The sequence below is a fragment of the Xylanibacter ruminicola genome, assembly GCF_900107775.1.
Lineage (GTDB): Bacteria > Bacteroidota > Bacteroidia > Bacteroidales > Bacteroidaceae > Prevotella > Prevotella ruminicola_C.
Genome location: NZ_FNRF01000001.1, coordinates 188,880 through 213,314 on the forward strand (window position 1 = coordinate 188,880; position 24,435 = coordinate 213,314).

Sequence of the window (24,435 nt, forward strand, 5' to 3'; positions counted from 1 at the left end):
AAACAAAGAAAACATGAAAAAGAATCTGTTTGCCAGTATCATCGCGATGCTTACCGTGGGCATGACACTTACATCGTGCTCTGACGACAAGACACCCATTGTTCCTCAAACCGCAGTATCATTAGAGATTCCTGCCAATCTTGAGAATGTAGATTTGTCTGGTGCCAAGGTTGTGATGACCAATGTAGCCACACAGTCGGCACACGTTGTTTCAAGTGACAACCTGTTCCAGAAGAACGGCAACAAGTACCAGGTGCTTATCAACGATCTTGAAGAGGGCACCTACAACATCAGCATCAGTGGTCATCTCGACTTTACCCTCAACAACGTAGCCGGACAGAAGGATTTTGAGATTACCTCCGAGAACGTCAAGATCAGCGAGACCAGCGCTGCCGTACAGATGGTAGTATCAACCTTCACCGCTCAGGGTGGTTTCGTGATTAGCGAGATATTCTTCACCGGCACCAGCACTGCCGAAGGTAAGAGCTACAGCGGCGATCAGTACATCCGCATTACCAACAATAGCGATGTCACACTCTATGCCGATAGCATTGCCGTACTCGAGTCGGCATTCCTCACCACTCAGAAGCAGGAATATACCCCCGACATCATGAGCACCGACTTCTCTGTTCAGGCTTGTTACATGATTCCTGGCACAGGTAAGAGCGTACCAGTAGAGCCAGGTGCATCGCTCACACTGGCCGTCAACGCCATCAATCACACGGCTGAGCAGCCTAACAGCATCGACCTGAGCCAGGCCGACTTCGAGTTCTACGATGAGAGCTCGAACGCCAACTTCACCGACCCTGATGGCAAGGCACCCAACCTCGACAAGTGGTACTGCTATACTGCCACCATCTATCAGTTCCACAGCCGTGGTTTCAACTCCATGGCCATTGCAAAGATGAAGGCAACCAAGGAAGACTGGCTGGCCAACAATGTTTACGATGCCAAGTATCTGTTCGTGTTCGGCGACTTCTCAAGGGAGATGACCAAGAAAGGCATCTACAAAGTGCCTAACTCATGGATTCTGGATGGTGTGAACCTCAGTGTTGAGTCGGTTCGCGAGTGGAACGTACTCGATGCCAGCATCGATGCCGGATGGACCTACTGCGGTAAGGTGGATAAAGATGAGACCCGCTTCAACAAGGCCGTTATCCGCAAGCAGGATGCCAATGGCAAGTATGTCGATACCAACAATTCTACTAACGACTTCACGCCTGAGGCAGCAGCCTCGCTGGTGAAGAATTGAAGAATTGAAAAATTGAAGAATTAAGATATTAAGAAATTAATAATGAAGAAACTATATTCTCTTTTCGCTCTGGCGCTGCTGTCGGTATCGGCAGTGGCCCAGAGCCTACCACAGGACCCTACCATCCGTAAGGGTAAACTGAAGAACGGCATGACCTACTATATCCGTCATAATGCTAAGGAGGCAGGTCTGGCCGATTTCTATATTGCCCAGCGTGTAGGTTCCATACTGGAGGAGCCTCGCCAGCGCGGACTGGCTCACTTCCTCGAGCATATGGCCTTTAACGGTACCAAGAACTTCCCCGGCAAAGGAAAGAAGTTGGGAATTGTTCCCTGGTGCGAGACCATCGGTGTAAAGTTCGGCGCCAACCTGAATGCCTACACCTCTATCGACCAGACAGTATATCACATCGGTTCTGCACCACTCAAGCGCGAGGGTATCATCGACTCTTGTCTGCTGGTGCTGCACGACTGGAGCCACTACCTGTTGTTGGAGGATGCTGAGATTGACAAGGAGCGTGGCGTTATCCACGAGGAGTGGCGTACACGCCGTGCCGGCATGGCCGTACAGCGCCTGATGGAGCAGGCAATGCCAAAGATTTACAAAGGCACCAAGTACGAGGACTGTATGCCTATCGGTTCGATGGATATCGTGGATAACTTCCCCTATCAGGACCTGCGCGACTACTATCAGAAATGGTACCGTCCCGATCTGCAGGCCATCATCGTTGTAGGTGATATCGACGTGAACAAGATGGAGAAGAAAATCAAGAAGATCTTCGCTCCTATCCCCATGCCAAAGAAGGCTGCCCAGCGTATCTACTACCCTGTAGATGATAACGAAAAGATGATTGTTGATATCGAGAAGGATAAGGAGCAGCCCATTGCCCTCTGTCATATCTACCAGAAGCGCGATGCCACTCCTGATAGCGAGAAGAACAGCGAGAAATATCTGCGCGACGACTATATCGACGAACTCATCAGCAGCATGCTGAACGACCGTCTGGTAGAGTTGCGCCAGCTGCCTGTGCCACCATTCCAGAGTGCCACCGGTCGTGCTTCCGAGTTCTTCCTCAGCCGCACCAAGGATGCCTTCTCGTTAAGCATCAGCTGTAAGCAGGACAACATCTTAGGTGGTATCATCAGCGCAGTAGGTGTGGCAGAGCGTGCCCGTCAGCACGGCTTTACTCAGAGTGAGCTGGATCGTGCCAAGAAGCTGCGCCTGAATGCTGCCGAGCGCCGTGCTAAAATGCAGGGCGACTACCGTAACTCGCATTACGTAAATGTATGTGTTGATAACTTCCTGGAGGGTGAGCCCATGCTCAGTGCTGACTTTAAGTTGGAGAATACCAAGAAACTGGATCGTGAGGTAACACTAGCCGAAGTGAACGCTGCCGTCAAGGAACTCATCACCGACAAGAATCAGGTAATAGTAATGTACGCACCCGATAAGGAGGGCTTTGAGATTCCATCAGAGCAGCAGATTGAGCAGGTTATCCTGGCAGCTCAGCAGCAGGCTTATGCACCTTATGCTGAGCAGCAGCTGGCCAGCTCGCTGATGAGCAATCTGCCAAAGGCTGGCACCATTGTCAGCGAAAAACCCTACCGTCACGGCTTTACCGAACTCACCCTGAGCAACGGCATGAAGGTATATACCAAGAAGACCGATTACGAGGCCAATGCCGTTTCTATGCGTATGTATGGCGAAGGTGGCACCTCGCTCTATGGCGATGAGGATATCCCCAACTTCTCGATGATTACCAGTGGTGCTACCGAAGGTGGCGTAGGTCAGTTCGATGCCGTTACCCTGCGCAAGATGCTCACAGGTAAGAGTGTGCGTGTTAGTCCTTCTGTTGGCACCAAGGGTCAGAGCATCAGCGGTAGTGCTTCGCTGAAGGATATGGAGACCATGTTCCAGCTCTCGTATCTCTATTTCACCCAGCCACGCCGCGATGAGGCAGCTTTTGCCAGTCTGATGAATCGTCAGCGTGCGTTCCTGGCCAACCGTAATGCTTCGCCTAAGGTTGATTACAACGACTCTATCCGTGCCGTGCTCTATGGTCATCATCCCCGTGTGGCTCCCGTGTTACAGTCAACTCTCGACAAGATCAGCTACGACCGCATCCTTGAGATTTACAAGGAGCGATTCAGCGATGCCGCCAACTTCAAGACGGTGATTATCGGTAACTTCGACGAGCAACAGCTACGCCAGTACCTCTGTCAGTATCTGGCCGCCCTGCCTGCTACTGGCAAGCACGAACAGACCAACCAGGCCAACGTACCACAGATTGTGGATGGACAGCAGGTGGTAAAGTTCACCAAAAAGATGGCTACACCATTGGCTAATGTCAGCATCTACCTGACCGCAGATGTAGATTTCACCCCAAAGAGCGATCTCGAGCTCGACTTCCTGAAGCGTTGTCTTTCTATCGCCTATACCGACTCTGTTCGCGAGGAGAAGGGCGGTACTTATGGTGTCAGCGTAGATTTCGACCTGGATAAGGACGACCATCCTAATGCCACCTTGAAAATTGCCTATAATGCCGATCCCAGTCGCTATGACGAGTTGAATCCAATCATCTACCAGCAGCTGCAGAACATCGCCAACAACGGTCCTGCTGCCACATCGCTGAAGAAGGTGAAGGAGTATCTCACCAAGCAGTATGCCCAGATGGCTATCACCAACGATTACTGGAGTTACATCATCTGGCACGAGCTGGACGATGATACCGATTTCGACCGCGACTACTGCAAACTGGTTAACGAGGTAACCGCTGCCGACGTACAGCGCATGGCCCAGAATATTCTGGCAGCCAAACGCCGCATCGAAATAACAATGCTATCGGAATAAAAAAAATGGGTGACCAAACGGTCACCCACTTTTTATTAACAAACAACTTAAAGTGGATAATCTTCGAATGCATAAAGCACTGTCGAGAGATAGCGCTCGCCAGTATCAGGCAGCAGCACTACTATCTTCTTACCCTTATTCTCAGGACGCTTAGCCACCTCGGTAGCAGCATAGAGGGCTGCACCTGCCGAGATACCTACCAGCAGACCTTCCTGCTGAGCAATCTCACGACCTGTACGGATAGCAGCGTCGTTCTCTACATCAAACACCTCGTCGATAACAGTTGCATCGTAGGTCTTGGGAATGAAACCTGCACCGATACCCTGAATCTTGTGAGGACCGCTCTGACCGCCGTTCAGTACAGGGCTCGACTTGGGCTCTACAGCAATAATTTTCACGTTTGGATTCTGCTCCTTCAGATACTTACCTGTACCGCTGATAGTACCACCAGTACCTACACCGCCAATAAAGATATCGACCTGTCCATCGGTGTCGCGCCAGATCTCAGGACCTGTGGTAGCATAGTGCTTTGCAGGGTTAGCAGCGTTCTCAAACTGCTGCAGAATCACAGCACCAGGGATAGAGTCGCGCAGTTCCTCTGCAGCGCGGATGGCGCCTGGCATGCCGTCTTTACCAGAAGTGAGTCGTACCTCGGCACCATAGGCTTTCACAAGGTTTCGGCGCTCTACACTCATGGTTTCAGGCATGGTAAGGATCAAATGGTAGCCTTTGACGGCTGATACCAGTGCCAGTCCTACGCCCGTGTTTCCAGAGGTTGGTTCGATAATGGTTGCACCTGGCTTCAAGATGCCTTTGGCCTCTGCGTCTTCAATCATCGCCAGTGCGATACGATCTTTTACGCTACCACCAGGATTAAAGAATTCTACCTTGGCAATAACAGGAGTCTCCAGACCCTTTGCCTGTGAAAACTTGTTGAGCTCAAGAAGTGGAGTGTTGCCGACGAGCTCTGTCAGCTGTTTTGCGATTTTACTCATAATCCTTACCTTTTTTATAAAATTAATAACAAATAAATCTCTCTCTTCAATATGATTTTTATCACACTGCAAAGGTACGACGTTTTTTGCAGTCTCACAATCCCTCTTGTGTGGCATTCTATATACCAAACGTTTGGTATATTGTTGAAAAACGGGGATTTTACTCCCCGTTCCCGTTAAATTTGGTCAAAAGCCTGCGACAAGTCGGCAATAATATCATCGATATGTTCAGTACCGATACTCAAGCGTATGGTTGATGGCGTGATGTGCTGCTCGGCCAGCTCCTCCGGACTCAACTGCGAGTGAGTAGTGGTATATGGGTGAATCACCAGACTCTTCACATCGGCCACGTTAGCCAGCAGTGAGAAAATCTGCAGGGCATCGATAAACTTCCAGGCCTCTTCCTGTCCGCCATTAATCTCGAAGGTGAAGATTGAGCCGCCACCCTGTGGGAAGTACTTGTTGTACAATGCGTGGTCGTGATGACTCTGCAGAGCTGGGTGATTCACCTTAGCCACCTTTGGATGGTTGGCCAGGAAATCCACCACCTTCAGGGCGTTCTCTACATGGCGCTCTACACGCAGACTCAGTGTCTCAACACCCTGCAGCAGGATAAAGGCATTGAATGGCGACAGTGTAGCACCTGTATCGCGCAGGATCACGGCACGGATACGTGTCACATAAGCGGCAGCACCTACTGCATCGGCAAATACGATACCATGGTACGATGGATCGGGCTTAGCCAGTGTGGGGAACTTATCGGGATTAGCCTTCCAATCGAACTTACCACCATCTACAATCACACCACCCAGTGAGGTTCCGTGTCCACCCAGAAACTTAGTGGCCGAGTGTACTACGATATCGGCACCATGCTCCAATGGACGAATCAGGTATGGCGTACCGAAGGTGTTATCAACAATGAATGGGATGCCATACTTGTGAGCAACAGCTGCCACACCCTCAAGGTCGAGCACATCGCTGTTAGGGTTGCCGAATGTCTCGGCATATACTACTTTTGTGTTGGGCTTGATGGCAGCCTCGAGCGCAGCCAGATCGTTTACGTTCACGATGGTGTTGGTAATGCCCTGGGTAGCCAGTGTATGGGTAATGAGGTTGTAAGAACCACCATACAGGTTGTCGGCAGCTACGATATGGTCACCAGCCTGCACAATGTTCTGCAGAGCGTAAGTAATAGCGGCTGCACCACTGGCAACTGCAAGACCTGCTACACCACCTTCGAGTGCTGCTACACGATCCTCGAACACACCCTGTGTAGAGTTGGTCAGACGACCGTAGATATTACCGGCATCGCGCAATCCGAAACGATCGGCAGCATGCTTTGAGTTGTGGAACACATAGCTTGTGGTCTGATAGATGGGCACGGCACGTGCATCAGTAGCGGGGTCGGCCTGTTCCTGGCCTACATGCAGTTGCAAAGTCTCGAAACGATAATTCTTACTTGTACTCATAACTTTATTCCTTTCTTTTTATTTGATTAAACTTTCTGGGTGCAAAGGTAATAGGTTTAGAAAAATCTACCAAATTTCTTGTTTAATTCAGAAAATATACCTAATTTTGCAGTCGAGAAAGAAAATCTTTCCGTTCAAGCGCTTGAAATAGTATCGAAACAGAATAAAACTCTAAGTTATGGCAGATATCCTGGACGAAACCGACTTGCAGATACTGAAAACACTGCAAAAAAACGCCAAATTGACCACCAAAGAGCTGGCCGATGCCGTTCATTTAACACCAACCCCCGTCTTTGAGCGTCAGAAACGACTCGAAAGACAGGGGTATATTAAAAAGTATGTGGCTATTCTCGATCCCGAGAAATTGGGTCAGGGCTTGCAGGTTTTCTGCAAGGTTAAACTCAAGCATATTAACCACGAGATTGCCGACTCATTTGTTCGTCGCATCCAGCGCATACCTGAGGTTACCGAATGCTACAACACCTCGGGTGCCTACGACTACCTTTTAAAGGTACGCGCGCGCGACATGAAACAATACCAGGAATTCGTGCTCAACAAACTGGGCGAGATAGAAAGCCTGGCCTCTATCGAGAGCACCTTTGTGATGAGCGAGGTGAAACAAAATTACGGTATCCACATCGGCTGAATATTATTTTTGTCGTAATGTGTTGATGATGGTGTCCAGTTCACCAGCCAACCGCTCATAGTCGTCAAGCTGGAACGGACAAGCACTCAGTTCACGACCCATACCGGCGGGAATAACCTGATAAGCCTGCTCCTCCATCGCCTTACCTTTCTCGGTAAGCGATACTATCTGCTGGCGCTTATCCTCCTTTCCGCGCTGTCGGGTCACTATGCCCAGTTTCTCCATACGCTGCAGCAGCGGCGTAACGGTGTTAGTCTCCAGCAGCAGTCGGCGTGCAATGTCGTTCACAGGTTGGGCGTCCTGCTCCCACAGTACCATCATTACCAGATACTGCGGATAGGTAATACCCAGCTCATTCAGCAGAGGCGTATAAGCCTGAGTTATTAAACGTGTAGCCGTATACAAACGGAAGCAGACTTGATTATCGAGTCGTAATTCTTCGTGCATATTTTTTATTTTTAATTTTCAATTAACCAAGCATGGCCTCAATGTCCTTCTCAAAGTCAGCGGGCTCGGTAGTAGGTGCATAGCGCTTAATGGTATCACCGTCTTTCGAAATCAGGAACTTGGTGAAATTCCACTTAATATCGCTGTCCTTCTCTACACTCTTGCTGATGGTTTTGAAGAGAGCCTTGGCAGCCTTGGCCTTTAAACCTTTATACTCCTCGGTGGGAGCCTGTGTCTTCAGATACTCAAAAATAGGATCTGCAGCAGCACCATTCACATCAATCTTCTTCATAATCTGGAAGGTAACGCCGTAGTTCAACTGGCAGAACTCGCTAATCTCGCTGTCGGTACCTGGATCCTGCTCCTTAAACTGGTTGCAGGGAAAACCGATAACCACCAGTCCCTGATCCTTATACTTCTGGTTCAACGCCTCCAATCCTTCGAACTGAGGGGTGAATCCGCACTTGCTGGCTGTGTTAACTACCAGCAACACCTTTCCCTGGAACTCAGAGAAATCAATCTCCTTACCTTTGCTCGTCAGAGCCTTGAAATCATAAATCTTACTCATATCATTATTACAATTATATCGTTTGCGATGCAAAGGTAAGCATAATTATTTATATCGCAAGCGATTTAGTAAAAACTTTAAGAGAGTTTAACTATATATCGCTTGCGATACGTATTTAAAAGTCCTTGATTAGAAGAACTTTACGATATCATCCAGATCGCGTCTGTCGGGGTGTGTGGGCTCTTCGTTTCTGTAGCCCAAGGCAATCACAGCCATGATAGTCTCGTTCTCGGGGATGTCAAACAGCGCTCTCAGTTGGTCGGCATCGCGCATACCCATAATCAGGGTATCGAATCCCATGGCGCGTGCTTTCAATATCAGGTAGCAGTTGCTCAGTCCGTTATCGTAGGCACCCCAGCCTTCGCCTACCTCGTTGGTAGCCTGTCCCTGGAAATAGCCCGATTTTCCGCGCTCAAAGGTTGATACAATCAGTACCGGCGCATCGGCCACGCGATCCTTGTTGGCGCCAATCATCTCCATGGCAGCCTTCAGTTTCTCCTCGCCGATAGCCACATAATACTTCGAAGGCTGCTGGTTAGCCCACGATGGAGCCTCCTGGGTAGCCTTGAGCAGTTCGCGTACTTCGGCCTCCGAGATTTTCTTCGCTGGGTCGTAGCTACGTACGCTTCTACGGGTGGTTAAAACTTCGTCGAACGATACCGACGGCTCTGTGTTGGTGTTGTCATTATGGCAACTGGTTAAAGCAAGCAGCACTGTGGCTGCACCTAATAAAAACTTTTTTGTCATTGGTTGTTGTTATTAAAAATTACTATCTTCATAACCACTGTTTTTATTGTGGCTACAAAGATAGTAATAATTCTTTAACGCCGCATCATTTGGGCGTCGTTTTTAATCTTATTTTTGAAATAACCGGGCGATAGTGGCTGCCTGCTGAATGCGGTTACCCATGCCGATACCATCGCGCAGATTACCAGCTATAATCAGTCCAGGGTACTGCTGCTGTATGGCCTCCACCGCCTTGAAACGCTCGCCACTATCCACACCATACTGCGGGATGGCATGCTCATGACGGAAGATACGTATCATGTCGGGCTCTACGTTCATAGGATATTTCAGCATGCTGTGGAAAGCCTCACGTACCATCGAGCGTATCTCGGCATCGCTCTTCTGCAGATAGTCGGTATGTCGGGCGCCACCCATAAAGTACGAGTACAGTGCTCCACCCTCGGGCGCACGCTGCACAAAGCAGGCCGAAGGGAACAAGATACCCAGCACCTGCTTCTGCTCCTTGCTGGGCACCAGTCCGCCAAAGGCCGCATAGTCGATACCGCTAGTGTTCTTAATGCCCACACACACCTGTATGATAGGTGCATAGTAAAGCATGCTGATAGGCGCCATCTGCTCCTGCGCCACAAAGGGCAGCAACGCTGGCAAGGCATAGGCACCCACGGTGGTAATCACATGGTTGCAGTGTATCTCCTCGGTACCGTTGTTATAGCGTATCAGCCATTTGTGGTCGCCATCGGGCATCACTGTGATAACCTGTGCGCCTGTCACGATGTCGAGTCCCTCGGCCAGTGCCTCTACCAAATTCTGCAGACCGCCAAAGGCCGAGAACACCTTCTTGGTAGCCAGACGGTCGCGCTCGCTCTTAGGCTCCTTGGCCTTAGCAATGGCACCACGCACAAAACTGCCGTAGTTGGCCTCTAAGTTATAAAGCTTAGGCAGTGCATAGCGGGTAGTCAGCTTCATCGGATCACCGGCATACACACCCGACACAAACGGATCAACGGCATACTCGTAGAACGAGCGTCCCAGTCGGCGCTGTGCCAGTGCACCTACAGGTTCATCAGGGTCGGTACCCTTCTTACGCCAGGGCTCACCCAGAATGCGGAACTTATCCTTCAGTGTAAACAAGGGGGTACTGATAGCTGCAGGCAGACTGGCAGGCAAAGCATGAAACTCACTGCCTTTCCATATCAAGCGACGCTTCGACGATTCACAGGCTGTCTCCATTTGGCAGCGTCCCTCCAGATCACGGAACAACTCAGTTACCTCGGGAAACGATACCACGCCTGTGTTAGGACCACTCTCGAACGTAAAGCCATCCTCGTTGTGTGTGGCTATCTGTCCACCTATGCGGTTCTGCTTTTCCAGCACCAGCACATCGCGGCCCATCTTTTTCAGGTTAAAGGCAGTGCTCAGTCCAGTCAGTCCGGCACCTATCACTACTATATCACGTTTTTGCATTGTTATATCGGTTTTGAGAATTGTTTGTCGTTATGAGCCATCAGTGGGTCGAGTGCAGCAGCCACGCAGCGCACAAACGGGCGTCCACAGGTGTTCACCTCAATATGGTCGTTGTCAAAGCGCAACAGTCCGTCGGCCTGCATCTCGCTGAACGTCGTCTCGTTGTAGTCACAGGCCTCGCGCACCTCAGCGGCACTCACACCCAGGTGTGCAGCTACATCGTTCCAGTTCAGGGTGTAGTTACACATCAGCGTCTCAACCACCTGGCGCACCAGCTTTTCCTGTGGGGTAAGATGATAGCCGCGTGAAATGTAGAGCTGACCACTGTTCAGCGTTTCGATATACGTGTTGATGTCGCGACCGTTCTGGGCATAGCAGTCGTCCAGCTGACTGATACCCGTTACACCAAAGGCATACACCTGCGCCGTTGTACGACGTGTGCAGTAGCCCTGGAAGTTACGGTGCAGCTGTCCCTTGCCAAGTGCCACAGCCAGTTCGTCATCGGGCAGCACAAAATGGTCCAGACCTATGGGCTGATAGCCGGCCGCTGTCAGCACCTCGGCAGCCGCTTCGTACATGCCGTTCTTCTCCTGGTTGGCAGGCAGTCCCACCTTATCCAGTATCTGCTGTCGTGGGAACAGCTTTGGCAGATGTGCATACGAGAAAGTAACCAGTCGATCGGGTCGCCATGCAGCCGCCTGCTCGATGGTGTTACGGAACGACTCGATGGTTTGCAGAGGCAATCCATACAGGAAGTCGAGATTCACCGTTGCCCCACTCTCGTGCAGCATCTCAAGAATCTCACCCACAGGCATCATCGACTCACGTCGGTTCACCACCTTCAGCACCTCGGGACGCAAGTCCTGCACACCCAGACTATAGCGTGTAAAACCGCATGCAGCAAGCTGCTGCCAGTCGTTGGCATCCAGATAACCGGGATGGCACTCGATGGCAATCTCGGGGCGCTCAATGGTAGGCGCTATCGATAGCAGGTGCTCGTTCAGTTCCTTAATCATGGCAATGGGCAATGCCGTAGGACTGCCGCCGCCATAGTGTATCTGCGAAATCTGTCGACCGTCGCTAATGTGCTTAGCCACCAGGTCGATCTCCTTGTGCAGAGCCTCTACATACGCCTTTACCACCTCGGGCTTAGCCTGAGGATACGAGTTGCAGCCGCAGTAATGGCACAAGTGCCTGCAGAAGGGGATATGCAGGTAGAATGATATCTGATTTTGTCGGGCCTCGTTACTCTGATCAACCATCGTCAGATAATCGGCCTCGGTAAAGTTACTAAAGTAATTAGCCGGTGGATAGCTGGTGTATCTCGGCACCGGACGGTTATACTTCTCTATGATGTCTGTTTGCATGGGTGCAAAGGTACTACATTCCGCTGGCTCACACAATCCCTATTTATATGGATTTACAGTTTAAAATGACTTTTACGGTATTGCTGTGGCGTCATGCCCGAGTTTTTCTTGAAGATGCGGTTAAAGTACGAGTAGTCGTCGTAGCCTAACGCATCGGCTATACGGTTCACGGCCATGTTGGTGGTTACCAGTGTCAGCTCGGCCTTCTCCAGCTTGCGCTTGGTAATAAAGGCATTGGGTGTTTCGCCCGTTTCGTGCTTAAACACACGTATGAAATGATCCTTCGACATACAGGCCTTTTCGGCCAGCTGCTCTATGTCGAGCCTGTCGCCGATGTGCTTGCGTATATAGGCCAGCGTCAGCTGTATGCGGTCGTCCCTCACATCGGCCTTGGGCTTGGCATACTTCAGGAATCGCGACATCAGGATGTACAGGATACCACGACTCTCCACCTTATCGCATAACGGACGGCGCTGATTCAGTTCCAGGTTACTAATCAGCGTCTGGTGGTTATCGTACGCTTCGGGGTCCGACTGCTGCAGTTTCAAGAATGGGTTGATAAAGCACAGGCGCCTTACCAGTTCCAGATCGCCTGGTGCCGCTTTCACCTCCACGGGATAGTCCCATTGGTCCAGTATGCTCATATCGCTGTGCATATCCTCGTAGATATGTATATAATAATGTGAGAACGGTGCATCGCAGATATAGCTATGCATGGTATAGGCTGGTATAAAATACAGATGGTTAGGTATCAGCGTATAAACACCCGACGGCATCTCAACCTGCGCCGTACCATCGGTAACGTAATACAGGCGCGCAAACGGACTGCGCACATTTTTCCAGTTCCAGTCGGCCATATGGTCGGCCAGTCCTACGTTCAGGGTCAGTAAGTGAAGTTTGTCTATAGGATAGTTCATAACTAAATGGTTATAGCGTTTCGTTTACAAAGTAACAACATTTATTTTAATTATACAACAAATTTCAAGTTTTTTTCAGTGCCGATTCGAAAACGAGCTATAAAATATCGATAAAGTGCTATAAATCTGAAACAAAATTAACTTTTTACCATTCTGCCGTCGATTTCCTCTAAAAAAACACGTTTGTTGATTGGTGTATTTAAAATTATTCCTTAACTTTGCGCCGACAAAAAAGAAAACTACGATAATGGACGAGAAAATTTTAGGTTACAAATGCAAGACTTACAGCATGCCCGTAAAAAGGTATTGTCAAACGATGGATCTTAAAAACGATCCAGAGCTGATAGCCAAGTACAAGGAGGCGCACGACCGCCTGCATGCCTGGCCCGAAATCTTAGCAGGTATCCGTGAGGTGGGCATCCTCGAGATGGAGCTCTACATCCTGGATAACCGCCTGTTTATGATTGTAGAAACCCCACTGGATTTTGATTGGGACAGCGCCATGGCCCGCCTGGCCACCCTGCCCCGCCAAGCCGAATGGGAAGATTACGTAGCCATGTTCCAGGCCTGCAAGCCAGGCAGTACTTCCGACGAGAAGTGGCGCATGATGGACCGCATGTTTTATCTTTATGATCATGAATAACTATCCTAAAATTGGTATTCGCCCCACCATCGACGGTCGTCAAGGGGGCGTTCGCGAAAGCCTCGAACAAAAAACAATGGCTTTAGCAAAGGCTGTAGCCCAGCTCATCAGTTCAAACTTGCGTAATGGCGACGGCTCGCCTGTTGAGTGCGTGATTGCCGACACGACCATCGGTCGTGTGGCCGAGAGTGCTGCCTGCGCCCAGAAGTTCGAACGTGAGGGTGTTGGTGCCACCATCACCGTTACATCGTGCTGGTGCTACGGTTCCGAAACCATGGACATGAATCCCCACTACCCTAAGGCTGTCTGGGGCTTTAACGGCACCGAGCGTCCAGGCGCTGTGTATCTGGCTGCCGTGCTGGCCGCCCACGCCCAGAAGGGGCTGCCTGCCTTTGGCATCTATGGCCACGATGTGCAGGACCTGGATGATAACACCATCCCCGCCGATGTAGCCGAGAAGTTGCTGCGCTTTGCACGTGCCGCACAGGCCGTAGCCACCATGAAGGGCAAGAGCTACCTCTCGTTAGGAAATACCTGCATGGGTATTGCCGGCAGTATCGTTAACGCCGATTTCCTGCAGCAGTACTTGGGCATGCGCACCGAGTACGTATCATTAGTAGAAATTCTGCGCCGTGTTGATTTCGGCATCTTCGATCCCGACGAGTTCAACAAGGCCATGCAGTGGGTAGAGAAATACTGCAAGCCCCAGGAGGGTCACGATTATAACGAGGATCGCCCGCTGTTCCCCGGCACACCTATGACCACCTTCAATGGTAAAGGCAAGGGCAAGAACCGTCAGGAGAAGGATGCCGATTGGGAGTTCACCGTTAAGACCATGATGATTATCCGCGACCTGATGCACGGCAACCCACGCCTGCTGGAGATGGGCTATAAGGAAGAGGCACTGGGCCACAACGCCATCTTTGGCGGTGTACAGGGTCAGCGCCAGTGGACCGATTACAAACCCAACTTCGACTTCCCTGAGTCGATGCTCTGTACCTCGTTCGACTGGAACGGCCGTCGCGAAGCCGATGTGCTGGCCACCGAGAACGATTTCCTCAACGGCATGTCGATGTTGTTCGGTCACCTGCTCACCAATCGTGGTGTGATGTTCTCCGACATCCGCACCTACTGGAGCCCCGAGGCTGTAGAGCGTGTGGCAGGCCATCGCCCTGAGGGACAGGCTGCTGGTGGATTCATCCACCTTATCAACAGCGGTGCCACCACACTCGATGCCACAGGTGCCATGACCGATGCCGATGGAAAGCCCACTATGAAGGAGTTCTGGAATATGACCGATGCCGACGTAGAGGCCTGCCTGAAGGCTACCAGCTGGATGCCAGCCGATCGCGACTACTTCCGTGGTGGCGGCTACAGCTCGCACTTCGTTACCAAGGGCGGCATGCCCATGACCATGATGCGTATCAACATGGTACAAGGCTTAGGTCCTGTGCTGCAGCTGGCCGAAGGCTGGACTGTAGAACTGGATGCCGAAACTCACAACATACTCGACAAGCGTACCGATCCCACCTGGCCTACCACCTGGTTTGTGCCACGATTGGACGCTACCAAGGATTGCTTTAAGGATGTGTACAGCGTGATGAACTGCTGGGGCGCCAACCACGGTGCCATCGCCTACGGCCATATCGGTGCCGACCTGCTCACACTCTGCTCTATCCTGCGCATACCCGTATGCATGCACAACATAGCCGACAAGGACATCTTCCGTCCTGCTGCCTGGAATGCCTTTGGCATGGACAAGGAGGGCGCCGACTACCGTGCCTGCAAGAATTTTGGTCCGATATACAAATAACAATTCATACTTACGTTTACTAACAATTAATGACAACAAGAGAACTACTATTTACGTTCATGGCTGTCGGCGCCTCGCTGACTGCCTTTGCACAAGATTACAAGGTGCCCGTTTCAGAGCAGCATGAGAAGATGCAGCAGGGCAAGTACGAACCCACCTGGCAGTCGTTAGAGACGCACCAGACACCCGAATGGTTCCGCAATGCCAAGTTCGGCATCTGGGCCCACTGGGGACCTCAGTGTGTCGAAGGTTCTGGCGACTGGATGGCTCGTGGCATGTATATCGAGGGTAGTAGCCAGTACAAGCATCATGTAAAGCACTACGGTCATCCTTCCGAGTTCGGTTTCAAGGACATCCTTCCCTTGTTCAAGGCCGAGAAGTGGGATCCCGAGGCGCTCGTGCAGCGCTACAAGCGTTGTGGTGCTCAGTACTTCTTTGTACTTGGCAATCACCACGACAACTTCGACCTGTGGGATTCGCAGTATCAGGAGTGGAACTCCAAGAACATCGGTCCGCATAAGGATATCCTCGAAGGCTGGGCCCGTGCTGCCAAGAAAGCCGGACTGCCACTGGGAATCTCGTTCCATGCCGACCATGCCTGGACCTGGTACGAAACCGCACAGCGTTACGATCAGAACGGCCCGAAAGCCGGCGTATATTACGATGGCAAGCTTACTAAGGCCGATGGCAAAGGCAAGTGGTGGGAAGGTCTCGACCCCCAGAAGCTCTACGCCCAGAACCACCCCATGAGCGACCGCTCGTGGAACAACGGTCAGATACATGCCCAGTGGGGCTGGGAGAACGGCGCAGCCACACCATCCGAGGAGTTCGTAACCAACTTCTACAATCGCACCCTCGATGCCATCAACCGCTATAATCCCGACCTCATCTACTTCGATGTAACGGTGCTGCCCTTCTACCCCGTCAGCGACTGTGGACTGAAGATTGCCACCCACATGTATAACAAGAATCCACGTAGCGTGGTGTTTGGCAAGATACTGAGCGAGGAGCAGAAACGCGCCCTTACCTGGGATGTGGAGCGTGGCGCCCCAAACCAGATTATCGCCGAGCCCTGGCAAACCTGCAACTGCATTGGCGACTGGCACTATAACACCAGCACCTACAAGCACGGCTACCGCACATCCGAGAACATGGTAAAACAGCTGGTAGATATCGTATCAAAGAATGGTAACCTGCTGCTCAATATCCCCCTGCGTGCCGATGGAACCTACGACGAGAAGGCCTCGCAGTTCCTCGACGAGCTCGAAGCCTGGATGACACCTAACGGCGAGAGTATCTTTGGCACCCGTCCTTGGGTTAAGTTCGGCGAGGGTCCTGTAGCCGAGAAGGCCATTGCCATCAATGCCCAGGGCTTTAACGAGGGTCAGTACAACGGTATGGACTACCGCGACATCCGCTTTAACCAGACCAAGAAATACCTCTACGCCACCGCTATGGGATGGCCTCAGGATGGTCGTCTGGTCATCAAGTCGTTGGCCAAAGGCAATAAAGATTTCAAGAAAACTATTACGAGCGTTTATCTGTTAGGCTACGGCAAAGTCAAGGCCAGCCAGACTGCCGAGGGACTAGTAGTAAACCTGCCCAAGCCCTGCAACAAAATCGCTCCTGTACTCCGTATAACGAAATAAACCTGCTAACAACTAAATTCTCCCTTAAAAAGGGCAAACGGTGCAGCTCGTGAGAGTTGCACCGTTTTGATTCTATCTGACGATTTTGATTTAGAAAGATACTATTACGTTAAAAAAAAACATTGTCATTAGGTTATTGGGGGCAAATATAGCAATCTTTTCGTTATCTATCGATGTTTTTGTGCAAAATAATGTTAACGAGATAAAAATCAGAGATGCCAGGGACTTATCCCCTGACATCCCTCAGATACTATCGTTAATGGCCTGAATCACCTCTGGATCAGGGCGATTCTCTTTTTTATTCTTCTTTTTATTCTTCTTGTCAGTAAGTTTCTTTTCAATCTTGCCTTTTTCTGCTATTCTCTTTATTATTGATTTCAAGGATCCTTGTTCGGTAGCATCGTCATCATAATAGCCAAAATTCAGATGAGCAAAGTCGTTGCCCACACCACAGAACATCCATTGCTTTTTGTCGCTCACTTTTCCCGGAATGACTTTAGTAAGCTCGAGTGTGAAGTAACATTCTGTGGCCAGATCAACCTGTATGTTAAGATTGCCCTGCGCCATTGAATTCTCCATTTCTTTAATCGAAAGTTCCTTTTGGCCGTAGGAGAACTGTGCGATAACGCACGCCAGAAGAAACACAAATAGTCTATTCATACTGTTATAGGTTATTTCTAAGTTCTTTAAATATAGTGTAAAGATACTCACAATTCTTCATTCCGGCAAAAAAATGGCAGAAAAAGTGATTAAAGGGGGAGGGGAAAATAAAAAGTAGCTTTTTGGCGAACGAAAAGCTACTTTTTGATGAGTGAAAAGTAACTTTTCGGAGGGCGAAAAGCTACTTTTTGTCAGGATGGTGGTGACGGTCCTCCAAGTCGTGCAGGATGCGACGGTCGCGACTGGGCTTGACGTAATACAACCACTTATAGTGGTTGCACACGCGGCGGTAGGTGTTCGTCTTCATACGTTCTAATTTGCTGCGCGGCAGCGTTTGCCCGCAACGCGTACAAGTTATGTATTCCATATTAAAACGGATCGCCATCTTTCCAGTCGGCATTATCGTCAATCGCCGCCACGCCACCGGCATCTGCTCGCGCACACCACCCTCATCAGGCTGCTGCGAGTCGTCAAGACACACGCAAGCAGACTGTTTTTCTTTATTTTCTTTTTCTATTTTTATTTCTATTTCTTCCGCGTGCGTATTAATAAGTACGCGCGGGAGTGCCGCAACTTTGCTGCATCTTACTGGCAACCTTGCCGAACTGTTGTTGCATCCAATGGCTGGTAAAACGCTTCTTTTCGTCATCCACCACAAACAGGCCATAACTAATAATCAGGCGCTTCACCTGTCATAAAAGGCATCTAAGTTATATTGAGAAAGCAGCCCAACAAATTGATCCTGGGCTTAGATAATTAGTTGTTGTGTTAGCTACTTCCGTCATTTCGGAATGCAAAAGTACCCAAAATATTTGGAACTTTAAATACTTATTCGTATATTTGCAAGCAAACAATCTAATTATTAATATACAATGACATTGAAATGCATCCTAATAGCGATAGGTATCGGCTGTTGCACACAGGCAATGGCACAGGCCAGACTGACTACTTTCGTGAAGAAAGTGGGCACGCTAATCGACACGATGGCGGTGAAAGGCCTCGACCGAAACTATATCGATGCACCTAAGAAACCTTGGCAACTCATTGCCAAAGGCAACGTGAACCAGACGATTGTGAGCATGAATGCCGATGGAAACATATTAGGCGTGGACTACAGTGCCCGACCCTATCTTAAAACGCAGCCCTCACAGTACGTAGGTTTCTGGGCGGGCTACCGAGGCTATGGCATCGGCTACACCGTGAACGTGGGCGGCGATAAAGGTAGCAACCTGGTGTTTGGTGCCACAGGAGGCGCCTACGGCGTCAACGTGCGCATACACTCGTTCGACAACAGTAACCCCAGCATCAACCTGAACAGCGAACTGCTGAGCGAGGAAGAACAGGAAACCTGGGACGACGTGCAACTGATAGACCCCATACACGTGCGAACCGTGATTGCCGATGGCTACTATATGTTCAACGGCAAGAAATTCTCGTATGCGGCGGCCTACGACCAGTCGGTGATACAGAAACGGTCGGCTGGATCGCTCATGGCCGGACTGATGTACAACTATACGCATATCGACTATGCCACCGACTTGAATGGCGACCTGGTGTATCTGATGCACGGACTGGGCAAGGTGAAACTGTGGCAGGGCAGCGCTGGCGTGGGATATGCCTATAACTGGGTGCCAGCACGCGGACTGCTGGTTAACGTGATGCTGATGCCCATGGTGACCTTCGTGAACAAACTGAAGGTGTTTGCCTACGCCACCAACGTGCCCGAACTGATGACCGACGAAAGATTCTGGGGCGACGACATCAGCAACGAGGAATGGGACGAGTGGTTCTATAGCCATGTGCACATCACACCCATGGGCGACAAAACCATCAACAGCGGTATCAGTCTGGGATTCGACACGCGCATGTCGGTCACCTACAACTTCGGACGCTACTTTATCAGTGCCTACGGACAGTTTAACAACATACGCTATCGCCACCAAAGCACGCATGGCTATCTGAACGACTGGTTTATCAACACCGCCATCGGCATAAGATTATAACCGATGATCGTTTGTACTATTTTGCTGATTGTTAGTATTATAGAACGACTTTGCGAAAAATAATTTTGTATTTCGCGCGATTTGCACTATCTTTGCAAAAAAATAACTATAAACAGCAAACAATGAAACTTAAAACGATGATTGTAGCAGCGATAGGCTGCCTGCTAACTGCCAACTTGAATGCACAGAGCGTACGCGAGACCATCCGACTTGACAAGGGATGGCGATTTGCACTGGGAAACGCTGCCGACCCTCAAAAGGACTTCGGTTGCGGCACGGAGTATTTTAACTATCTGACAAAGGCCAACTCGATACACAACGAGGGACCGTACGCGCAGAAATTTGTGGAGGACAACCGTTGGCACGAGGTGCAGTTGCCGCACGACTGGGTGACCACACTGCCCTATGCGGCCGAAGCCAGTCACTCGCACGGCTATAAGACGGTGGGCTACAAATACCCTGAAACCAGCGTGGGATGGTATCGCAAAACCATCCACATACCCAACGAGGATCTGGGCAAGCGACTGATGCTGCGCTTCGACGGCATCTTCCGCAATGCCCGTGTATGGTTCAACGGCTTCTATATGGGCACCGAACCCAGCGGATATGCCACACAGACCTACGACATCACACCCTATATCAAATACGGCGACGACAACCTGATATGCGTGCGCGCCGATGCCACCCTGGAGGAGGGCTGGTTCTACGAGGGCGCCGGCATCTATCGCGACGTGTGGTTGGAGAAAGCGGCACAGGTCAGCGTGGCACCTTTCGGTACGTTTGTGTACGCCGAACTGCAGCAGCCTTACAACGAGACTGTGGTACATGTAAAGACAGAGGTGACCAACAGCAGCTTGAAAACCCAGCTATATGAGGTTGAGCAGCGAATGCTGGATGCCGAAGGCAGAGAGGTGGCACACGTCAGCGGATTCACGTACCCTATACTCGCCAAAGAAACGCGAACAACCGATCATCGGATAAAGATTTCTAATCCGCACCTGTGGAGCACCACCGCCCCCTATCTGTACAAGGTGGAGACGACGGTAAAGGTAGATGGTAAAGTAACGGATGTGTACGAAACAACGACAGGTTTGCGTGATATACAGTTTACAGCCGACCGTGGTTTTTTGCTGAACGGCCAGCCCCTGAAGCTGAAGGGCGTGAACCTGCATCAGGACCATGCGGGTGTAGGCGCTGCCATTCCCGATGCCTTGCAGGCATGGCGCATCAAGCAGCTGAAGGCCTTTGGCTGCAATGCCTACCGTGCATCGCATAACCCCATGACGCCAGCACTGCTGGACATCTGCGACCGCGAGGGCATCTTAGTCATCGACGAGAACCGACTGATGGGCATCAACGACGAGCATCTGCGACTGCTGGAGCGGATGATTAAGCGCGACCGTAATCACCCCAGCATTATCCTGTGGAGCGACGGCAACGAGGAATGGGGCTTGGAAAACAACATACAGGGCACACGACTGGCCGAAGCCATGCGCGAATACACCAGACTGTACGACCCTACACGCCCCAGTACGGTGGCTAATGCTGGCGGTACCGAGCTGATAAAGGGACTGGATGTAAAGGGCTTTAACTACATCATCCAGAACGATGTGGATAACCGTAAGAAGGCCAACCCCAACTGGAAGATTGTGGGCACCGAAGAGACAACGGGCTGCGGCACACGCGGCATCTACTTTAACAACCCCGACTGCAAGGGCCGCATGGTGAGTCTGAACCGTACCATGGAACAAAACTATGAGAACATCATCGAGCGCGGCTGGAAGTTCTACGACGAGCGCCCATGGGCTGCAGGACTGTTCTACTGGACGGGCTTTGACTATCGCGGCGAGCCCAATCCCCTATCCTATCCTGCACACGACTCGGAATTCGGTATCCTGGACTACTGCGGATTCTGGAAAGACGAAGCTTACTACCTGAAGGCATGGTGGACTGATGAGCCTACGCTGCATCTGCTGCCACACTGGAACCTGCAGGGCCACGAGGGCGAGGAGATAGAGCTGTGGGCCTACAGCAACTGCGACGAGGTGGAACTGATAGTGAACGGAAAGAAACTGGGCCGACAGGCAATGCCGAAGAACGGGCACCTGAAGTGGAAAGCCACCTACCAGCCAGGTAAGGTGGTGGCCATAGGCTACAAGAATGGCAAGCGCACACTGACACAGACCATAGAGACCACCAAGCCTGCCTATAAGACAGTGCTGAAGGCCGACCGACAGACGATTACAGCCGACGGACAGGACCTGGCCGTGGTGACCATCGAAGTACAGGACCAGAAAGGGCGCGTGGTGCCCGATGCCTGCCCAATGTTGAACCTGCGATTAGAGGGTGATGCCCGCATATTAGGCGTGGGCAACGGCGACCCGATGTATGCAGGTATCGACCATCCCAAGGAGCTGAACTGCAAGGCATTCAGCGTGCCAGCCTTTAACGGCGTGGCACAGGTGCTGGTGCAGAGCACCACACAAAAAACAACCGCCACCCTCACGTGTGAGAGCAGCGGCCTAAAGAACGGAGTAGTTATTATTGTAACGAAATAAGCAATTGGTGCAGACGGGTATCGTCGTCGAGTTCGGGGTGGAATGCTGTGGCAATCTGGTTACCCTGACGAGCGGCAACAATATGGCCATCTACTTCGGCTATCGGTTGGCAGTCGGCCGACAGCACCTCTTCGATATACGGTGCACGGATAAAGGTCATGGGCACGTCGTCGCCAATGCCTTCGACAGAGCCAGTGGTATGGAAACTGCCCAACTGGCGCCCGTAGGCGTTACGACGCACACGGATATGCATGGTGCCCAGATAACCTTGTGAGAGCAGAATCATGCCGGCACAGGTGCCCAGCACGGGCATACCGTCGGCAATGGCCTGGCGGATGGGTTCCAGCAGTCCCAACTCCTTGAGCAGGCGCATCTGCACGGTGCTTTCGCCACCAGGCAGAATCAGCGCATCGATAGGCTGCTGCCAATCCTTTAACTGTCGGATTTCGACAGTTTCAACGCCTAGGCGTTGCAGCACCTGCTCGTGCTCTATAAATGCCCCTTGCAGGGCCAATACAGCCACTTTCATCACTTACCACGTTCGGCCATTAAGAGCTGAATCTCCTGCTCGTTGATACCTACCATAGCCTCGCCAAGATCCTCAGAAAGTTCGGCCAGCAGCTTGGCATCCTGATAGTTGGTTACGGCCTGCACGATGGCGGCAGCACGCTTGCGGGGATTGCCACTCTTGAAGATGCCGCTACCTACAAACACACCCTCGGCACCAAGTTGCATCATGAGCGCAGCATCGGCAGGGGTAGCCACACCACCAGCAGCAAAGTTAACCACAGGCAGCTTGCCATTATCGTGTACGTAGCGTACCAGCTCGTAAGGGGCCTGCAACTGCTTAGCAGCCTCGAAGAGCTCATCCTCGCTCATCGATACCAAGCGACGGATTTCGCTCTGCATCAGACGCATGTGGCTCACGGCCTGTACTACATCGCCGGTACCTGGTTCGCCCTTGGTACGAATCATGGTAGCACCCTCGGCAATACGGCGCAGGGCCTCGCCCAGGTTCTTGGCACCACACACAAAGGGCACATCAAACTTAGTTTTATCGATATGGTAGATGTTATCGGCAGGGCTGAGCACCTCGCTCTCGTCGATATAATCAATCTCGATAGCCTGCAGGATCTGAGCCTCGGCGATATGACCGATACGGCACTTGGCCATCACAGGAATGGTTACAGCCTCCTGGATGCCACGAATCATCTTTGGGTCGCTCATACGGCTTACACCACCTGCTGCACGGATGTCGGCAGGGATACGCTCGAGGGCCATTACAGCGCAGGCACCAGCCTCTTCGGCTATCTTGGCCTGCTCGGGAGTAGTCACGTCCATGATAACACCACCCTTCAGCATCTGAGCTAACTGGCGGTTTAACGCTTGTCTTTCGTTTGTCATTGTTTTATTATTGTTTATGTTGAAATTCGGTGGGCGAAACACCTTTGCGCTTTTTGAAGAAACGCGACAGGTGGGCCTGCGACGAGAAGCCCAGACACAGGGCTACGTCCTTGAGTGGCTTGTTGGTTGTGGTAATCAGTTTGGCAATCTCGGCAGTGATACGCTCGTCGATGATGGCCTTGGGCGAACGACCAGCAATCTGACGGGTGACCTGAGCCAGATAGCGCGCACTGACATTAAGCTGTTCGGCATAGAAAGCCACATCGGCATAGCGGTTGTAGTAATGCTCAACGGCATCCAGGAACTGATTGTAAAGCTCCTCGCTACGCGTATTTCCATCGGCATAAACAGCTGGCAGCTGCTTAAGATAGGTTTGCGCATGCAGCAGGGCATCGCTCACCTTCTCGTCGAGACTGAGATAGTAGGCCAAAGCCGAACCTAACTGGTTGGCAAGACCATGGCGACGGGGACCGCCAGGCAGATCGGATGGCGCCAGAACCACCGTACACAATGGTATGAGCAAGCGCTGGATGGCCTCGTAAACACGCGGCAGAACCAGTTGTTCGCCTTTGGTAGATGTGAGCACGGGGGCGTAGATAATATGCTTGGGCTGATAGCGCTTGAGCACATCGGCCAGCATCTCGACCACATCGATACGGCGCACCAGACCAATCTTGATGACTTGCGGCTGGAGGTCGTTGATGATGGCCTCGACCTGTTGACGAACCACAGAGGCAGGCAGATCGTGGAACTCCTGGATACCCAGGGTGTTCTGCACGGTAATCGACGTGATAGCCGATGCTGCAGCACCGCCTAACGCACTGATGAGTCGGATGTCGGCCTGAACACCAGAACCACCTGTACCGTCGCTACCTGTTATCGTGAGTATCGTATTCATGGGTGCAAAGGAAACAAAAAACACTGAAACTGCCAAAATTTATTCGCACATTGATAAAAAAAACTGCAATTTGGAAAAAAATTGC

At 51.2% G+C, this 24,435-nt stretch carries 22 protein-coding genes; 9 read left to right on the forward strand and 13 right to left on the reverse strand.

What is annotated here, in order from left to right; genetic code table 11:
* Nucleotides 1–13: 13 nt before the first annotated feature.
* Entirely contained in the window at nt 14–1,252 is a 1,239-nt protein-coding gene (locus tag BLU97_RS00730; RefSeq protein WP_074759812.1) for a DUF4876 domain-containing protein, read from the forward strand.
* A gap of 42 nt (nt 1,253–1,294) precedes the next feature.
* Complete coding sequence (locus BLU97_RS00735) at nt 1,295–4,102, forward strand: M16 family metallopeptidase (RefSeq protein ID WP_074759813.1); 2,808 nt, start codon at nt 1,295–1,297, stop codon at nt 4,100–4,102.
* Nucleotides 4,103–4,149: 47 nt separating this feature from the next.
* Here the strand turns inward: BLU97_RS00735 and cysK are convergent, their stop codons facing one another.
* Both cysK and BLU97_RS00745 read right to left on the reverse strand, forming a co-directional pair.
* Nucleotides 4,150–5,097, reverse strand: coding sequence for a cysteine synthase A (gene cysK / locus BLU97_RS00740; protein WP_013064323.1), 948 nt, complete (start codon nt 5,095–5,097; stop codon nt 4,150–4,152).
* Between the two features lie 176 nt (nt 5,098–5,273).
* Nucleotides 5,274–6,566: an O-acetylhomoserine aminocarboxypropyltransferase/cysteine synthase family protein gene (locus tag BLU97_RS00745; RefSeq protein ID WP_074759814.1), complete on the reverse strand. Its 1,293-nt coding sequence runs from the start codon at nt 6,564–6,566 to the stop codon at nt 5,274–5,276.
* A 178-nt stretch (nt 6,567–6,744) separates the two neighbouring features.
* Between BLU97_RS00745 and BLU97_RS00750 the strand changes: the two genes are divergently transcribed.
* Nucleotides 6,745–7,212, forward strand: coding sequence for an Lrp/AsnC family transcriptional regulator (locus BLU97_RS00750; RefSeq protein WP_033150433.1), 468 nt, complete (start codon nt 6,745–6,747; stop codon nt 7,210–7,212).
* Between the two features lie 3 nt (nt 7,213–7,215).
* Here the strand turns inward: BLU97_RS00750 and BLU97_RS00755 are convergent, their stop codons facing one another.
* The 6 genes from BLU97_RS00755 to BLU97_RS00780 form a co-directional block, all read right to left on the reverse strand.
* Entirely contained in the window at nt 7,216–7,659 is a 444-nt protein-coding gene (locus tag BLU97_RS00755) for a MarR family winged helix-turn-helix transcriptional regulator (RefSeq protein WP_036908985.1), read from the reverse strand.
* 22 nt (nt 7,660–7,681) lie between these two features.
* On the reverse strand, nt 7,682–8,227 hold the full coding sequence (locus BLU97_RS00760; protein ID WP_013064456.1) for a glutathione peroxidase: 546 nt from the start codon (nt 8,225–8,227) through the stop codon (nt 7,682–7,684).
* Nucleotides 8,228–8,356: 129 nt separating this feature from the next.
* Entirely contained in the window at nt 8,357–8,974 is a 618-nt protein-coding gene (locus BLU97_RS00765; protein ID WP_081352795.1) for a nitroreductase family protein, read from the reverse strand.
* A gap of 108 nt (nt 8,975–9,082) precedes the next feature.
* Nucleotides 9,083–10,438 (reverse strand): protoporphyrinogen oxidase, encoded by a 1,356-nt coding sequence (hemG, locus tag BLU97_RS00770; RefSeq protein ID WP_074759815.1) that lies wholly within the window; start codon nt 10,436–10,438, stop codon nt 9,083–9,085.
* A gap of 2 nt (nt 10,439–10,440) precedes the next feature.
* Nucleotides 10,441–11,805, reverse strand: coding sequence for an oxygen-independent coproporphyrinogen III oxidase (gene hemN / locus BLU97_RS00775; protein WP_074759816.1), 1,365 nt, complete (start codon nt 11,803–11,805; stop codon nt 10,441–10,443).
* A gap of 53 nt (nt 11,806–11,858) precedes the next feature.
* Entirely contained in the window at nt 11,859–12,722 is an 864-nt protein-coding gene (locus tag BLU97_RS00780; RefSeq protein ID WP_074759817.1) for an AraC family transcriptional regulator, read from the reverse strand.
* 247 nt (nt 12,723–12,969) lie between these two features.
* On the opposite strand from BLU97_RS00780, the gene BLU97_RS00785 reads away from it, so the two are divergent.
* Genes BLU97_RS00785 through BLU97_RS00795 form a run of 3 tightly spaced genes read left to right on the forward strand, consistent with a single transcriptional unit; the run spans nt 12,970 to nt 16,827 of the window.
* Nucleotides 12,970–13,365 (forward strand): L-rhamnose mutarotase, encoded by a 396-nt coding sequence (locus BLU97_RS00785; RefSeq protein WP_074759818.1) that lies wholly within the window; start codon nt 12,970–12,972, stop codon nt 13,363–13,365.
* On the forward strand, nt 13,358–15,178 hold the full coding sequence (locus tag BLU97_RS00790; RefSeq protein ID WP_074760365.1) for an L-fucose isomerase: 1,821 nt from the start codon (nt 13,358–13,360) through the stop codon (nt 15,176–15,178). Before BLU97_RS00785 ends, BLU97_RS00790 begins: the two co-directional genes overlap by 8 nt.
* Before the next feature lie 29 nt (nt 15,179–15,207).
* On the forward strand, nt 15,208–16,827 hold the full coding sequence (locus tag BLU97_RS00795) for an alpha-L-fucosidase (RefSeq protein ID WP_074759819.1): 1,620 nt from the start codon (nt 15,208–15,210) through the stop codon (nt 16,825–16,827).
* A gap of 243 nt (nt 16,828–17,070) precedes the next feature.
* Here BLU97_RS00795 and BLU97_RS00800 read toward each other — a convergent pair whose 3' ends face one another.
* On the reverse strand, nt 17,071–17,487 hold the full coding sequence (locus tag BLU97_RS00800) for a hypothetical protein (protein ID WP_074759820.1): 417 nt from the start codon (nt 17,485–17,487) through the stop codon (nt 17,071–17,073).
* Between the two features lie 181 nt (nt 17,488–17,668).
* Nucleotides 17,669–17,794 (reverse strand): hypothetical protein, encoded by a 126-nt coding sequence (locus BLU97_RS16305; RefSeq protein ID WP_262503151.1) that lies wholly within the window; start codon nt 17,792–17,794, stop codon nt 17,669–17,671.
* A gap of 49 nt (nt 17,795–17,843) precedes the next feature.
* Here BLU97_RS16305 and BLU97_RS15715 point away from each other — a divergent pair, with 49 nt between their 5' ends.
* The 3 genes from BLU97_RS15715 to galA all read left to right on the forward strand — a co-directional run bounded on the left by BLU97_RS15715 (nt 17,844) and on the right by galA (nt 22,048).
* Nucleotides 17,844–18,185 (forward strand): hypothetical protein, encoded by a 342-nt coding sequence (locus BLU97_RS15715; protein ID WP_139208677.1) that lies wholly within the window; start codon nt 17,844–17,846, stop codon nt 18,183–18,185.
* Between the two features lie 174 nt (nt 18,186–18,359).
* Nucleotides 18,360–19,490 carry a DUF4421 family protein gene (locus tag BLU97_RS00805; RefSeq protein ID WP_074759821.1) on the forward strand — a complete coding sequence of 377 codons (1,131 nt, stop codon included), beginning with the start codon at nt 18,360–18,362 and terminating at the stop codon, nt 19,488–19,490.
* A gap of 122 nt (nt 19,491–19,612) precedes the next feature.
* Nucleotides 19,613–22,048, forward strand: coding sequence for a beta-galactosidase GalA (galA, locus tag BLU97_RS00810; protein ID WP_074759822.1), 2,436 nt, complete (start codon nt 19,613–19,615; stop codon nt 22,046–22,048).
* Here the strand turns inward: galA and pdxT are convergent.
* Genes pdxT through BLU97_RS00825 form a run of 3 tightly spaced genes read right to left on the reverse strand, consistent with a single transcriptional unit; the run spans nt 22,032 to nt 24,350 of the window.
* Nucleotides 22,032–22,577 (reverse strand): pyridoxal 5'-phosphate synthase glutaminase subunit PdxT, encoded by a 546-nt coding sequence (pdxT, locus tag BLU97_RS00815; RefSeq protein WP_028906849.1) that lies wholly within the window; start codon nt 22,575–22,577, stop codon nt 22,032–22,034. The genes galA and pdxT overlap by 17 nt on opposite strands.
* On the reverse strand, nt 22,577–23,452 hold the full coding sequence (pdxS, locus tag BLU97_RS00820) for a pyridoxal 5'-phosphate synthase lyase subunit PdxS (protein ID WP_074759823.1): 876 nt from the start codon (nt 23,450–23,452) through the stop codon (nt 22,577–22,579). The genes pdxT and pdxS overlap by 1 nt, the downstream gene beginning before the upstream one ends.
* Nucleotides 23,453–23,459: 7 nt before the next feature.
* Nucleotides 23,460–24,350, reverse strand: a complete 891-nt coding sequence (locus tag BLU97_RS00825; RefSeq protein WP_074759824.1) for a bifunctional hydroxymethylpyrimidine kinase/phosphomethylpyrimidine kinase — start codon at nt 24,348–24,350, stop codon at nt 23,460–23,462.
* Between the last annotated feature and the right edge of the window lie 85 nt (nt 24,351–24,435).

What these genes read in the sequence shown, in the direction of transcription:
- BLU97_RS00765 (WP_081352795.1), bottom strand. Translation starts at nt 8,974, where the DNA reads ATGACAAAAAAGTTTTTATTAGGTGCAGCCACAGTGCTGCTTGCTTTA.
- BLU97_RS16305 (WP_262503151.1), bottom strand. Translation starts at nt 17,794, where the DNA reads ATGAAGACGAACACCTACCGCCGCGTGTGCAACCACTATAAGTGGTTG.
- BLU97_RS00735 (WP_074759813.1), top strand. Translation starts at nt 1,295, where the DNA reads ATGAAGAAACTATATTCTCTTTTCGCTCTGGCGCTGCTGTCGGTATCG.
- BLU97_RS15715 (WP_139208677.1), top strand. Translation starts at nt 17,844, where the DNA reads ATGTATTCCATATTAAAACGGATCGCCATCTTTCCAGTCGGCATTATC.
- BLU97_RS00825 (WP_074759824.1), bottom strand. Translation starts at nt 24,350, where the DNA reads ATGAATACGATACTCACGATAACAGGTAGCGACGGTACAGGTGGTTCT.
- BLU97_RS00800 (WP_074759820.1), bottom strand. Translation starts at nt 17,487, where the DNA reads ATGAATAGACTATTTGTGTTTCTTCTGGCGTGCGTTATCGCACAGTTC.
- BLU97_RS00795 (WP_074759819.1), top strand. Translation starts at nt 15,208, where the DNA reads ATGACAACAAGAGAACTACTATTTACGTTCATGGCTGTCGGCGCCTCG.
- BLU97_RS00750 (WP_033150433.1), top strand. Translation starts at nt 6,745, where the DNA reads ATGGCAGATATCCTGGACGAAACCGACTTGCAGATACTGAAAACACTG.
- BLU97_RS00745 (WP_074759814.1), bottom strand. Translation starts at nt 6,566, where the DNA reads ATGAGTACAAGTAAGAATTATCGTTTCGAGACTTTGCAACTGCATGTA.
- hemN (WP_074759816.1), bottom strand. Translation starts at nt 11,805, where the DNA reads ATGCAAACAGACATCATAGAGAAGTATAACCGTCCGGTGCCGAGATAC.
- pdxS (WP_074759823.1), bottom strand. Translation starts at nt 23,452, where the DNA reads ATGACAAACGAAAGACAAGCGTTAAACCGCCAGTTAGCTCAGATGCTG.
- BLU97_RS00760 (WP_013064456.1), bottom strand. Translation starts at nt 8,227, where the DNA reads ATGAGTAAGATTTATGATTTCAAGGCTCTGACGAGCAAAGGTAAGGAG.
- pdxT (WP_028906849.1), bottom strand. Translation starts at nt 22,577, where the DNA reads ATGAAAGTGGCTGTATTGGCCCTGCAAGGGGCATTTATAGAGCACGAG.
- galA (WP_074759822.1), top strand. Translation starts at nt 19,613, where the DNA reads ATGAAACTTAAAACGATGATTGTAGCAGCGATAGGCTGCCTGCTAACT.
- BLU97_RS00755 (WP_036908985.1), bottom strand. Translation starts at nt 7,659, where the DNA reads ATGCACGAAGAATTACGACTCGATAATCAAGTCTGCTTCCGTTTGTAT.
- BLU97_RS00790 (WP_074760365.1), top strand. Translation starts at nt 13,358, where the DNA reads ATGAATAACTATCCTAAAATTGGTATTCGCCCCACCATCGACGGTCGT.
- BLU97_RS00805 (WP_074759821.1), top strand. Translation starts at nt 18,360, where the DNA reads ATGACATTGAAATGCATCCTAATAGCGATAGGTATCGGCTGTTGCACA.
- hemG (WP_074759815.1), bottom strand. Translation starts at nt 10,438, where the DNA reads ATGCAAAAACGTGATATAGTAGTGATAGGTGCCGGACTGACTGGACTG.
- cysK (WP_013064323.1), bottom strand. Translation starts at nt 5,097, where the DNA reads ATGAGTAAAATCGCAAAACAGCTGACAGAGCTCGTCGGCAACACTCCA.
- BLU97_RS00730 (WP_074759812.1), top strand. Translation starts at nt 14, where the DNA reads ATGAAAAAGAATCTGTTTGCCAGTATCATCGCGATGCTTACCGTGGGC.
- BLU97_RS00780 (WP_074759817.1), bottom strand. Translation starts at nt 12,722, where the DNA reads ATGAACTATCCTATAGACAAACTTCACTTACTGACCCTGAACGTAGGA.
- BLU97_RS00785 (WP_074759818.1), top strand. Translation starts at nt 12,970, where the DNA reads ATGGACGAGAAAATTTTAGGTTACAAATGCAAGACTTACAGCATGCCC.